This window comes from Micromonospora sp. DT15, from assembly GCF_049841475.1.
In the GTDB taxonomy this organism is placed as follows: Bacteria; Actinomycetota; Actinomycetes; order Mycobacteriales; family Micromonosporaceae; genus Micromonospora.
Genome location: NZ_JBNCKJ010000006.1, coordinates 214,088 through 225,746 on the forward strand (window position 1 = coordinate 214,088; position 11,659 = coordinate 225,746).

12 protein-coding genes are annotated in these 11,659 nt (G+C 72.0%); 8 read left to right on the forward strand and 4 right to left on the reverse strand.

Going from position 1 to position 11,659, the window contains the following annotated elements:
- Positions 1 to 56: 56 nt before the first annotated feature.
- Both ACLQ3F_RS15635 and ACLQ3F_RS15640 read right to left on the reverse strand, forming a co-directional pair.
- Entirely contained in the window at positions 57 to 878 is an 822-nt protein-coding gene (locus ACLQ3F_RS15635) for a DUF1206 domain-containing protein (protein WP_357263666.1), read from the reverse strand.
- 59 nt (positions 879 to 937) lie between these two features.
- Positions 938 to 1,303 (reverse strand): hypothetical protein, encoded by a 366-nt coding sequence (locus ACLQ3F_RS15640; RefSeq protein ID WP_357202615.1) that lies wholly within the window; start codon positions 1,301 to 1,303, stop codon positions 938 to 940.
- A gap of 95 nt (positions 1,304 to 1,398) precedes the next feature.
- Here ACLQ3F_RS15640 and ACLQ3F_RS15645 point away from each other — a divergent pair, with 95 nt between their 5' ends.
- Both ACLQ3F_RS15645 and ACLQ3F_RS15650 read left to right on the forward strand, forming a co-directional pair.
- Complete coding sequence (locus tag ACLQ3F_RS15645) at positions 1,399 to 2,625, forward strand: cysteine desulfurase-like protein (RefSeq protein WP_425849557.1); 1,227 nt, start codon at positions 1,399 to 1,401, stop codon at positions 2,623 to 2,625.
- On the forward strand, positions 2,622 to 2,909 hold the full coding sequence (locus tag ACLQ3F_RS15650; RefSeq protein ID WP_425849559.1) for a GNAT family N-acetyltransferase: 288 nt from the start codon (positions 2,622 to 2,624) through the stop codon (positions 2,907 to 2,909). Before ACLQ3F_RS15645 ends, ACLQ3F_RS15650 begins: the two co-directional genes overlap by 4 nt.
- Positions 2,910 to 2,918: 9 nt before the next feature.
- On the opposite strand, the gene ACLQ3F_RS15655 is transcribed toward ACLQ3F_RS15650, so the two are convergent.
- Positions 2,919 to 4,409, reverse strand: coding sequence for a glycoside hydrolase family 3 protein (locus tag ACLQ3F_RS15655; protein ID WP_425849561.1), 1,491 nt, complete (start codon positions 4,407 to 4,409; stop codon positions 2,919 to 2,921).
- 217 nt (positions 4,410 to 4,626) lie between these two features.
- Between ACLQ3F_RS15655 and ACLQ3F_RS15660 the strand changes: the two genes are divergently transcribed.
- The 4 genes from ACLQ3F_RS15660 to ACLQ3F_RS15675 all read left to right on the forward strand — a co-directional run bounded on the left by ACLQ3F_RS15660 (position 4,627) and on the right by ACLQ3F_RS15675 (position 8,088).
- Complete coding sequence (locus tag ACLQ3F_RS15660; protein WP_255750123.1) at positions 4,627 to 4,752, forward strand: hypothetical protein; 126 nt, start codon at positions 4,627 to 4,629, stop codon at positions 4,750 to 4,752.
- Positions 4,753 to 4,840: 88 nt separating this feature from the next.
- Positions 4,841 to 5,791, forward strand: coding sequence for a TIGR03557 family F420-dependent LLM class oxidoreductase (locus ACLQ3F_RS15665; RefSeq protein ID WP_425849564.1), 951 nt, complete (start codon positions 4,841 to 4,843; stop codon positions 5,789 to 5,791).
- A 73-nt stretch (positions 5,792 to 5,864) separates the two neighbouring features.
- On the forward strand, positions 5,865 to 7,496 hold the full coding sequence (locus ACLQ3F_RS15670) for a RecQ family ATP-dependent DNA helicase (protein ID WP_357202632.1): 1,632 nt from the start codon (positions 5,865 to 5,867) through the stop codon (positions 7,494 to 7,496).
- 88 nt (positions 7,497 to 7,584) lie between these two features.
- Complete coding sequence (locus ACLQ3F_RS15675; protein WP_355007238.1) at positions 7,585 to 8,088, forward strand: hypothetical protein; 504 nt, start codon at positions 7,585 to 7,587, stop codon at positions 8,086 to 8,088.
- Here the strand turns inward: ACLQ3F_RS15675 and ACLQ3F_RS15680 are convergent.
- Positions 8,078 to 9,667: an MFS transporter gene (locus tag ACLQ3F_RS15680; protein WP_425849566.1), complete on the reverse strand. Its 1,590-nt coding sequence runs from the start codon at positions 9,665 to 9,667 to the stop codon at positions 8,078 to 8,080. The genes ACLQ3F_RS15675 and ACLQ3F_RS15680 overlap by 11 nt on opposite strands.
- An 82-nt stretch (positions 9,668 to 9,749) precedes the next feature.
- Between ACLQ3F_RS15680 and ACLQ3F_RS15685 the strand changes: the two genes are divergently transcribed.
- Positions 9,750 to 10,511: a TetR/AcrR family transcriptional regulator gene (locus ACLQ3F_RS15685; RefSeq protein WP_425849567.1), complete on the forward strand. Its 762-nt coding sequence runs from the start codon at positions 9,750 to 9,752 to the stop codon at positions 10,509 to 10,511.
- Positions 10,512 to 10,520: 9 nt separating this feature from the next.
- Positions 10,521 to 11,555, forward strand: coding sequence for a helix-turn-helix domain-containing protein (locus ACLQ3F_RS15690; RefSeq protein ID WP_425849570.1), 1,035 nt, complete (start codon positions 10,521 to 10,523; stop codon positions 11,553 to 11,555).
- The last annotated feature ends 104 nt before the right edge of the window (positions 11,556 to 11,659 follow it).

Below are 11,659 nucleotides of genomic sequence, written 5' to 3' on the forward strand. Positions count from 1 at the left end.
GACGGGCACTCCGGGCAAAAGCCCAAGAGTGCCCGTCATCCTCAGAATCGACCAGCTCAGACCTTGCGGTACCGGGACTGGAGGAAGCAGTAGACGCCGAAGGCGGCGATGCCGAGGGCGACCAGGGTCAGCAGGAACGTGCCGTACGACTGCTCTTGCAGGGTGTGCAGCGCGGCGTCCAGACCACGGGCCTTCTCCGGGTCGTAGTTCACCGCCGCCACGATGACCAGCAGACCGGCGATGCCGTAGGCGACGCCCTTGGCGATGTATCCGGCCATGCCCAACCGGCGGGCGAGCTGGCGGGTCTTCGGGCTCATCTCGCCGGTCTTCAGGTGCTTCTCGAACTTCTTCCGGGCACCGTAGATCGCCAGGCCGATGCCGATCGCGGCGACGACCAACCCGGCGAGGCCGACCAGCCAGCGGCCACCGCTGGAGGTCATCAGCTTGCCGGTCAACGCCTCCTGCTGGTCGGCGCTGTTGGACCCCGCGTCCTTGAAGACCTTGAAGGCGGTCCAGGCGAAGTAGAGGTAGACGATGGTCCGGCCCGCCGAGGCGACCCGTTCCATGACCCGCTCCTTGCCGCGCTCGGCGCGGTGCCCGACCGCCGCCTCCAGCGCCTGCCAGATCGCCATCGCGAGCAGGCCGACCGCGACGGCGATGACCAGGAACTTGCCGAGGGGCTGTGCGGAGAGGGTACGCAGCGCGCCGGACTGGTCGCCGTCGTCGGACGACGTACCGAACGCGATCTGCAACGCCAACCAGGCGAAGAGGAGGTGGACGACGCCGTAGCCGATGAAGCCGGCCCGGGCGAGGAGTTCCAGCCACCGGCTGTCCGCCGTACGGGAGGCGGTGGCTTCGGCGCTACGGGTGAGTGACATGTCGTCACAATCTCCGAATCTGAAGATTCCCAAACGTCGGCCACCGCCACCCGCTCAGGTCAGCTGCCCGGGTTGCGCGATACGCGAATCTTGACCTGCTGGTCGGTCACGCTGTCCAGGGTGACCGCGAAGCCGCCGGCCTCTGCGGCCTGCTGGCCGGTGGTGAGGGTGAGCTGCTCACCGGCGACCTCGACGGTCACCTGGTCACCCTCGGCGCCGACCAACTTGGCCTCGACGCCGAGGATGGTTGTCCTCGCGTCGACACCCCGCTCGAAGGTGACGGTGCAGGCGTCCAGCGCGCAGTCGGTGGAGGCGCCCTGGGAGCTGCACCCGGCGAGCACGGCGAGGCCGAGCGCCAGACCGGCGAAGAGACCGGCGGCGCGGCGGACGGGGGGAATGGGCAAGGTGGCGGGTCTGTTCGTCACCTCGCCAAGAGTACGAGACAACCGCGAGATCAACGCCGAACGGTGATCACTGGCGGCCGGGGAAGGTGCGGGGAGCACCGGCTAGGGTCCGGGACATGCCGTTCGACATCGCCCGCACCCGGGCCGCGTACCCCGCCCTGACCGAGGGCTTCGTCCACTTCGACGGTGCCGGTGGCACCCAGACCGCGGCCGGTGTGATCGACGCGGTCACCGATGCCATGCGGTCGGCGGTCGGCAATCGCAGCGCCGCCAACGTCGCGGGCCGCCGGTCGTTGGAGCTGGTGGCCGAGGCCCGCTCGGCGGTGGCCGATCTGCTCGGCGCCGACCCGGCCGGGGTGGTGCTCGGCCCGAGCGCGACCGCGCTGACGTACACCCTGGCCCGCACGCTCGGCGCGACCTGGCGTCCGGGCGACGAGGTGGTGGTGTCCCGGCTCGACCACGACGCGAACGTGCGGCCGTGGGTGCAGGCCGCCGAGGCGGCCGGCGCGACGGTGCGCTGGGCCGAGGTCGACCGGCACACCGGTGAGCTGCCCGCGGCCCAGTACGCGGACCTGGTGGGTGAGCGGACCCGGTTGGTCGCGGTGACCGCCGGCAGCAACGCCATCGGCACCATGCCGGACGTGTCGGCGATCGCCAAGACCGCGCACGCGGTCGGCGCGCTGGTCCACGTCGACGGGGTGCACTCGGTGCCGCACGGGCCGACCGACCTGGCCTCGCTCGGCGCCGACGTGCTGGTCACCAGCGCGTACAAGTGGTCCGGCCCGCACCTGGCGGCGATGGTGGCGGACCCGGCCCGGTGGGAGGCGTTGCGTCCGGCGAAGCTGGTGCCGTCCTCCGACGCGGTGCCGGACCGGTTCGAGTACGGCACGCCGAGCTTCCCGCTGCTGGCCGGCGTGGCCGCGGCGGTGGATCACCTGGCGGGGCTGGACCCGGACGCGGTCGGGGACCGGCGGGACCGGCTGCGGGCCGGGCTGACCGCCGCTCAGGCGCACGAGGAGGCGCTCCTGGACCGGCTGCTCGCCGGGCTGGCGCAGCGGCCGGCGATCACCGTCTACGGCTCTCCGGCGCGGCGCTGCCCGACGGTCTCGTTCCGGGTCGCCGGGATGTCCCCGGCGGCCACCCAGGAGGCGTTGGGTGCCGCCGGGTTCTGCCTCTCCGTCGGCGACTACTACGCCTACGAGTACTTCCAGCTGATGGGTCTGCGCGACAGCGGCGGCGCGGTGCGGGCCAGCATCTACCACTACAACACCGCCGAGGAGGTGGACCGTTTGCTCGGCGAACTCGACGCGCTGGCCGAGCCGGCGGGGAGAATGGCCGGATGAGCACCCTGGTCGAGGACAACCCGGCGAAGCACCGCTTCGAGATCCTTGTCGACGACGCGCTGGCCGGCTTCACCGCGTACCTGCCGCGCGGTGAGGTGCTGGTCTTCACCCACACCGAGGTGGACCGGGGCTTTCAGGGCAAGGGGGTGGGCGGCGCGCTGATCCGCGGCACCCTGGACCAGCTCCGGGCACGCGGCACGACAGTGGTGCCGCAGTGCCCCTTCATGGCCGCGTTCATCGACAAGAACCCCGAGTACGCCGACCTGGTCGCCGACCTCCCGTAGCGCGGGCGGTCAGCGGGCGCCGGTGAGCACCTCGGCGGCGGCCCGTCCACTGGCCCGGGTGGCGCCGTGGGTGGCCAGGTGCACCGCCCCGGTGACCAGCTCGGGCACGCCCAACTCGACCACGACGGCGTCCGGCCGGGCGGCCAACGCGCGGTGCACGGCGGCCCGCATCCAGTCGTGCCGGTGCTGGTCACGGACGACCAGGACCAGGGGGCGGCTGCCTGCCCCGGCGCCCGGGTCCGCCGGCACGTCGGGTTCGGCGTAACGGACCGTGCTGGTGCCGGGCAGCAGCTCGGTCAGTGGTCCGCCGATGCCCCACGGGGTCTCGGCGCCGATGGCGATGTTGCGCGGCGGCTCGAACTCGACGACGTGTGCCGCGCGGGTCAGGGGCAGCGCGACCGTCGTACCCGGGGCGGTGGTGACCCGGACGGCCCGGCGGGCGGCGACCAGCCCGACGTCGGCGGCGGCGCGCGCTCCGGCCGAGCCGGAGTTGCGGGCGGCCACCGTCCAGGCGGCGAGTTGACCGACGCGCTTGGCGGCCTCGGCGAGACGTTCCTCGGGCAGCTCGCCGGAGACGACGGCGGCCACGATGGCGTCGCGCAGCTCGCGGGCGGCCTGCTCGTCAGCCCGTTCACCGCCGATGCAGATGGCGTCGGCCCCGGCGGCGAGGGCGCGGACCGTGGCCCCGGCGAAGCCGTACCGGTCGGCGACCGCGCGCATCTCCATCGCGTCGGTGACCACCACACCGGAGAAGCCCAGTTCGTCGCGGAGCAACCCGCCCAGGATGCGCTGACTCAACGTCGCCGGCAGGTGCGGGTCGAGGGCGGGCACCAGCAGGTGACCGGTCATCATCGCCTGCACCCCGGCGGCCACGGCGGCGCGGAACGGGGCCAGTTCGCAGGCGTCCAGCCGGTCCCGGTCGGCGGTGATCCGGGGCAGGTCGTGGTGTGAGTCGACCCGGGTGTCGCCGTGGCCGGGGAAGTGTTTGGCGCAGGCCGCGACGCCGCCGGCCTGGAGCCCGCGGACCCAGGCGGCGGTGTGCCGCGCGACGAGCACCGGGTCGGCGCCGAAGGAGCGGACGCCGATCACCGGGTTCGCCGGGTTGGAGTTGACGTCGGCGTCCGGGGCGTAGTTGAGGGTGATCCCCGCCGCGGTCAGCTCGGCGCCGAGGTCCCGGGCGACGGCCTCGGTCAGCCCCGGGTCGTCGACCGCGCCGAGGGCGAAGTTGCCGGGCCGGGAGCTGCCGTGCACCGACTCCAGCCGGGTGACGTCGCCGGCCTCCTCGTCGATCGCCACGATGACGTCCGGCCGTTCCGCGCGCAGCGTCGCGGTGAGGGCGGTCACCTGCTCGGTGTCCACGACGTTGCGGGCGAAGAGCACCACCGAGCCGAGACCCTCGCCGAGCCAGCGGCACACCCAGGGCGGTGGGGTGGTGCCGACGAAGCCGGGTTGCAGGACGGCGGCGGCGAGCGCCGAGAGGTGCCCGTTGGAAGTGGTCACGCCACTCCCTCGCAGTGATCGAGATCGATCACCGGCGACGGTGCGCCCCCGTCGATCCGCTGGTTGCGCTCGCTCATGCGGCCCCCGTACCCCATCTCTCGCGCGCCCTCGGCGCACCGCCACCGGCAGGCGGTTCTGCCATGGTCACACTGAGCGATTCAATAGTCAATAAACCTTACAGTTGCCTGGCGGCCCGCTCCCCGGGGAGAGTGCGGGGATGGATCCCGTCCTGCTGGCCGACGCGACGAGCCCGGCCGACATCCCCGGCGTACGCCTGCTCGGCCTGGTGGTCGGCGCCCTGCTGCTCCTCGCCGCGATCCGGGCGATGTTCGGGCGACGCTGACCCGCCCCGCGGCGAGAACCGGTGTGACCGGGTGCCGCCGGGGTAGGGCTCTCCCCATCAGCAGGTCCGCGTGCCGAAGGGGTAAGCCATGAAGATCGGATATTTTCTGTCCAGTGAGGAGTACACGCCCGCCGAGTTGCTGGCGCAGGCGCGCGGTGCCGAAGAGGCCGGCTTCGAGGCTCTGTGGATCTCCGACCACTACCACCCGTGGGTGGACGCCCAGGGCCAGAGCCCGTTCGTCTGGTCGATGATCGGCGCGCTCAGCCAGGTCTGCTCGCTGCCGGTGACCACGGCGGTGACCTGCCCGACCGTGCGGATCCACCCGGCGGTGATCGCGCAGGCGGCGGCGACCAGCGCGGTGCTGCACGGTGGGCGGTTCGTGCTCGGCGTCGGCACCGGCGAGGCCCTCAACGAGCACATCTTCGGCGACGCGTGGCCGCAGGCGGACGTCCGGCTGGAGATGCTGGAGGAGGCCGTCGAGGTGCTGCGCGAGCTGTGGAAGGGCGGTTTCGTCAACCACCACGGAAAGCACTACACGGTGGAGCACGCCCGGATCTACACGCTGCCCGACACTCCCCCGCCAATCTACGTCTCCGGCTTCGGACCCAAGGCCATCGACCTGGCCGCCCGGATCGGCGACGGCTACGTGAGCACCATGCCCGACGGCGAGATGGTCCGCCGCTTCCGCGAGAACGGCGGCGGCGACAAGCCGTGCCAGGCCGGATTCAAGGCGGCGTACGCGGACAGCGAGGACGAGGGGTTGCGGATCGCGTACGAGCGCTGGCCCAACGCGGGGGTGCCGGGTGAGCTGTCCCAGGTGCTCCCCTCGCCACGGCACTTCGAGCAGGCCTCCGAGCTGGTCGAGCCGGAGATGCTCAAGAAGGCGTTCGTCTGCGGCAACAGCGCCGACGCGCACCTGGAGATGATCGACAATTACGCCAAGGCCGGCTTCGACGAGGTCTACGTGGCCAACACCGGCCCGCACTACCAGGGCTTGTTCGACCTGTACCAGCGCGAGGTCCTGCCCGGGCTGCGCTGAGCGCCTGGCACCCGAGCCCATGATCTTCCGAATGCGTTTCGGTTGTCCCGGGCTCGGGTACCTCCGGCCCTCGATGAAACTGTCCACGCATTCGATGACGTTGCGCCGCGCCGCCCGCAGCCTGTTCGGCTGGAACGCGCTGCGGCCCAACCAGTTGGCCGCCATGCGCGCGGTCATGAAGCGACGCGACGCCCTGGTGGTGCTGCCCACCGGTGCCGGCAAGTCGGCGATCTACCAGATCCCGGCCAGTCTGATCCCCGGTCCCACCGTGGTGATCTCTCCGCTCCTCGCCCTCCAGCAGGACCAGATCGCCTCCCTCAACGAGCGGCAACGCCCGGAGCTGCGGGCGGTGCGGATCAGCTCGAACGAGTCCGCCAGCCAGCAGGCCGAGGCGCTCGCCGACGTCCGCGAGGGCCGGGCGGAGTTCCTCTTCATCACCCCGGAGCAGCTCAGCAACCCGGACCGGATGGCCGAGGTCGCCGCGCTGAAGCCGGCGCTGGTGGCGATCGACGAGGCGCACTGCATCTCGGCCTGGGGGCACGACTTCCGCCCTGACTACCTGGCGCTCGGACACCTCATCGAGGGCATCGGAAGGCCGCCGGTGGTGGCGCTCACCGCCACCGCCTCCCCGCCGGTACGCGACGACATCATCGCCCGGCTGCGGCTGCGCGATCCGGACGTGGTGGTCTCCGGGCTGGACCGGCCCAACCTCTTCCTCGAGGTGGCCCACTGCCCGGACGAGGACTACCGCTGGCGACGGCTGATGACGCTGCTGCGCGACGAGGGCCGGCCGGGGATCATCTACGTGCCGACCCGCCGCGCCGCCGAGGAGCTGGCCACCCGGTTGACCGACGCCGACTTCCCGGCGCAGTTCTACCACGGTGGGATGCCGATGGGTGCCCGCGCGGAGCTGCACGAGGCGTTCCTCGCCGACCAGGTCCCGATCATGGTGGCGACCTCGGCGTTCGGCATGGGCATCGACAAGCCGAACATCGCCTGGGTGGTACACATGGCGCTGCCCGACTCGCCGGACAGCTACTTCCAGGAGATCGGCCGGGCCGGGCGCGACGGGCAACCGGCCCGGGTCCTGCTGCTGTGGCGGGCTGAGGACGTGGGCCTGCAACGGTTCTTCAGCGGCGGTCTGCCCGACGAGAACGAGCTGCGCGACCTGGCCGCCCTGCTGCGCAAGAAGGCAGCCACCAAGACCGAACTGCGCGAGACCACCGGCCTGGGGCCACGCAAGCTGGGCCAGTACCTGTCCCTGCTGGAGCAGGTAGGCGCGGCCGAGCCGCGCGCCCGGCAGCGCATCGGCGCCCCGCGCTACTCCCCCGCCGCGGTGGACGCCGCCGCGGCGGCCCTCGCCGAGGCGGAACGCCAGCAGACGGTGACCCGGTCCCGGACCGACATGATGCGGGCCTTCGCCGAGACCAGGGCCTGCCGGGGGCAGACCCTGCTGGCCTACTTCGGCGAGCAGATGAGCGACGTCTGCGGGCACTGCGACAACTGCAGCAGCGGCACCAGCGTGGCCGACCAGGGTGCGGTCGGGCCGTTCCCGGTGCACAGTCAGGTGCGTCACCCGGAGTGGGGGCCGGGCATGGTGCTCTCGTACGAGGAGGACAAGATGACCGTCCTCTTCGAGGAGGTCGGGTACAAGACGTTGTCGGTGCGCGTGGTGTCCGAACAGGGCCTGCTGACCCTGGACTAGCCTGACCCGGGCGCCGGTTGCGGCCCCGGTGGATCGACAAAGCAGAGCACCGATTGACCAAGAAGAGCAGGGCGGAAGGGGCGTTGTCGTGATCGAGCAGCCGGCGTACACCGGGTTCGGTTTCTCCGACGAGGAGTGGGGGCTGCTGGTCGGCCTGCCACAGTCGGTGTTGACCGCGGCGAGCGCCGCCGAGTCCGACGGCACCCGCCGGACCATGGCGGAGAACGCGGCCGGGCTGGAGACCATCGCCGCCGGCCGGGAGTCCGCCAGCCCGCTGGTGGTCGCCGTGGCCGGCGAGATCGTCACCCGGGTCGGTGACCCGGAGGCCGGCGAGGAGCTGCCGGTCATCGCGCCCGCCGACCCGGGGGCGTACATCGACGACGTGCTGCTGCGGGCCGGCGAGGCCGGCACGTTGCTGGCCGCGCGGGTCGACGAGGGTGAGGCCGGCGCGTACAAGCACTGGCTCGTGAAGATCGCCGAGCAGGTGGTGGGCGCCGCGTCCAGCGGTGGGCTGCTGGGCATCGGCGGCGAGTCGGTCAGCGACTCCGAGCGGCGTTTCCGCGACCGGCTCGCGCACGTGCTCATCGACTGACCGACGACAACGACGTGTCGGCCGGACCGGTCGGCTCCGCGGCCAGCGCCGCGGGGTCGGCCGGCCGGACGCCACGCAGCGCGACGAGCGCGACGAGCGCGCCCAGCAGCATCACCGCCATGGCGGCGTACGCGGCCAGGTGCAGCCCGTCGGTGAACGCCACTCCGGCGGCGTGACGCACCGCGTCGGCCAGCTCCGCCGGCAACCCCTGGGCGACCGCGAGCGCACCGCCCAGGGTCTCCTGGGCCGCCGCTCCAGCGTCGGCGGGCAGCCCGGCCGGAAGGCCGTCGACGATCTCGCGGCGGTAGACCGCCGCGCCCACGCTGCCCAGGATCGCCATCCCCAGCGCACCGCCCAGCTCGCTGCTGGACTCGGTCAGCGCCGAGGCGACACCTGCCTGCTCAGGCGGCGCCGCGCCGATGACCAGCTCGGTGACGAGAGACATCACCATCACCAGGCCGGCGGCGTAGACACTGGCACCGACGAGCAGCAGCCACAGCGGCGTCTCCGGGGTGACCCGGGTCAACACCACGAAACCGACCACGGCGATTCCGAACCCCGTACCGATCAGGTACGCCCGTTCAACGCGCTGGGCGAGGGCGGCGGCGGCCGGCGCGACTCCGCCCACGGCGAGGGACGGCACGAGGCTCCACAGTGCGGCCCGCAGCGGGCTCAGGCCGAGCACCAGTTGGAGGTGCTGGGTGGTGAAGATGGCGAAGCCGACGATGGCGAACATCGCCAGCAGGTTGACAGCGAGCGATCCGGCGAAGCCGCGGCGGCGGAACAGGGCGAGGTCGACCATCGGGTACGCCTGGGTCCGCTGCCGGTGCAGGAAGAGCGCCCCCACCAGCAGACCGCCGACGATGGCGAGGACGCGCGCCGGGCTGAAGCCGTCCCGGGCCATCTCCTTGATGCCGTAGATCACCGGCAGCAGCGCCCCGAGCGACAGTGCCGCGCTGACCAGGTCGAACCGCCCGGTCGCCGGGTTGCGAAACTCGGGCACCAGGAGCGGCACGAGCAGTAGCAACATCAGCATCGCCGGAATGTTGATCAGAAAGATCGAGCCCCACCAGAAGTGCTCCAGCAGGATGCCGCTGAGCACCGGCCCGATCGCGATGCCGCCGGTGAGAGTGGCGGTCCAGACGGCGATGGCCGTGCCGCGCTGCTTGGCGTCGTGGAACATGTTGCGCACCAGCGCGAGCGTCGAGGGCATCAGGGTGGCCCCACCGACGCCGAGCACGGCACGCGCGGCGATGAGCGTCGCGGTGCTGTCGGCGTACGCGGCCAGCAGCGACGCCGCGCCGAACGCGGAGGCGCCGATCAGCAGGAGCCGGCGTCGGCCGATCCGGTCCCCCAGAGCGCCCATGGTGATGAGCAGCCCGGCCAGCACGAAACCGTAGATGTCGAAGATCCAGAGCTGTTCGGTGGCGGTGGGGCGCAACTCCGCGCTGATGAACGGGACGGCGAAGTAGAGCACCGACACGTCCATCGAGACCAGGAGCAGCGGCAGCATCAGCACGGTGAGCCCGATCCACTCCCGTCGGCCCGCCCGCGGTGCCGGTGTGGTGGTGATCGCCATGATCAGTTCTCCTTCTGCGTATGACGTACGCTGTTATGCGTAGACCATACGCAGAACTAGGATGGCAGGGCAAGGAGGAAATGTGGCGGCGAAGACAGACGACGGCGGGCCCGTACTCCCGCCGGCCATCGAGAGCGCGTGGGGGCTACGGGAGCGGCCACCCAAGGGCCCCCGGCCGGGAATGAGCGTGCCCACCATCGTGGACGCCGCCGTACGCGTCGCCGACGCCGACGGCCTGCCGGCCGTCTCGATGAGCCGGGTGGCCAAGGAGTTGGGCGCAGCGACAATGGCGCTCTACCGGTACGTCGGCTCAAAGGACGAGCTGCTCATGCTCATGGTGGACACCGGGTACGGCCCGTCCCCCGGTCCACCCGCGCCGGACGACGGCTGGCGCGCCGGCCTCACCCGCTGGGCCTGGGCCGAGCACGACGTGCTGCGGCAACGGTCCTGGCTGCTGCACGTGCCGATCAGCGGCCCACCGGTCACCCCGCAGCAGCTCGGCTGGCTGGAGGACGGGCTGCGCTGCCTCGACGGCACCACGCTCGGCGAGGCCGAGAAGATGTCGGTGCTCCTGCTGATCACCGGGTACGTCCGCAACGAGGCCACCCTCGCCTCGCAGATCGCCGAGGGCAGCCGGGCGGCCGGCGTCGAGCCCAGCGAGATGATGCCGGCGTACGGTCGACTGGTGGCCCGACTCATCGACCCGGCCCGTTTCCCCGCGCTGCACCGGGTGCTCAGCGCCGGTGTGCTCTACCAGGACGACGACCCCGACGACGAGTTCGTCTTCGGCCTGGACCGGATCCTCGACGGCGTCGAGGCCCTGATCCAGCGCCGAGCGGGATAAGGGAGCCCCATGCTGCCGAGAAACACCATCGACACCACGGTCCTGCCGCCGGGCGAACGATTCGGCATGTGGCTGGACCTGGTGGCGCGCACCTCGGCACCGCTGCGCATCCGGTCCGCGCACAGCGACGACTTCGCCGCCCGCGCCGATTTCGTCGAGCTCGGCCCGATCCAGCTGGTGCAGTACGAATACCCGTCCCTGGACGCCACCCGGACCCGGAAGCTGGTCCGTCAGTCCGACCCGGAGTTTTTCATCCTCGCCCTCACCACCGGCGGCGTCGGCACGTCCAGCCAGGACGGTCGCCGCAGCGAGATCCTGGCCGGCGAGTTCACCTTCTACGACGGGTCCCGGCCGCACGACGTCTGCCACCACGCGACCGAACCCGAACGGGCCAAGGCCACCTCGATCATCACGCTGATCCCGCACGCCGCCCTGCCGCTGCCACCGCAGCGGATGGCAGCGCTCTACGGCGGCCGGATGTCCGGCAGCGAGGGGATCGGGGCCCTGCTGGCGCAGTTCCTGATCCAGGTGACCGGGCACCCCGAGCAGTACCACGCCGCCGATGCCAGCCGGCTCGGCGCGGTGGGGCTCGACCTGGCCACCACCATGCTCGGCCGGCACCTCGTCGCCGAGGACGCCGTGCCGACCGAGGTCCGCCGCCGGGCGCTGCTCACCCAGGTGCAGTCGTACATCCACCGCCACCTCGGCGACGCGACCCTCGGCCCGCAGGTGGTCGCCGACACCCACCACATCTCGGTGCGGTCCCTGCACCGGTTGTTCGAGGCCGAGGACACCACAGTGGCGTCGTACATCCGGGAACTGCGGCTGGCCCGGTGCCGGCGCAACCTGGCCGACCCGGCGCTGCGCAACCAGCCGGTGCAGACCGTCGCGGCGCGGTGGGGCTTTTCCGACAAGGCCCACTTCAGCCGGGCTTTCCGCGCCGCGTACGGCACCACCCCGCAGGAACACCGCGACAGCTGCTCGGATCTGGCGCGGATCGTCAACCGCCGGGCGTCCACTGTCAACTCGCTGCCGGCAGACTGACACCAACGCGGCCGGCCATCGCCTGGTGGGCCGCCAACGGGGGCCGTGGCGAGGCGCCCGCCGCGCGAGCGGCGGGCGGCCGCCCGGTGGCACCCCGCTGAGGC

Coding starts and splice junctions, on each gene's coding strand:
- ACLQ3F_RS15635 (WP_357263666.1), bottom strand. CDS start 878: ATGTCACTCACCCGTAGCGCCGAAGCCACCGCCTCCCGTACGGCGGAC.
- ACLQ3F_RS15645 (WP_425849557.1), top strand. CDS start 1,399: ATGCCGTTCGACATCGCCCGCACCCGGGCCGCGTACCCCGCCCTGACC.
- ACLQ3F_RS15650 (WP_425849559.1), top strand. CDS start 2,622: ATGAGCACCCTGGTCGAGGACAACCCGGCGAAGCACCGCTTCGAGATC.
- ACLQ3F_RS15660 (WP_255750123.1), top strand. CDS start 4,627: ATGGATCCCGTCCTGCTGGCCGACGCGACGAGCCCGGCCGACATCCCC.
- ACLQ3F_RS15665 (WP_425849564.1), top strand. CDS start 4,841: ATGAAGATCGGATATTTTCTGTCCAGTGAGGAGTACACGCCCGCCGAG.
- ACLQ3F_RS15670 (WP_357202632.1), top strand. CDS start 5,865: ATGAAACTGTCCACGCATTCGATGACGTTGCGCCGCGCCGCCCGCAGC.
- ACLQ3F_RS15680 (WP_425849566.1), bottom strand. CDS start 9,667: ATGGCGATCACCACCACACCGGCACCGCGGGCGGGCCGACGGGAGTGG.
- ACLQ3F_RS15690 (WP_425849570.1), top strand. CDS start 10,521: ATGCTGCCGAGAAACACCATCGACACCACGGTCCTGCCGCCGGGCGAA.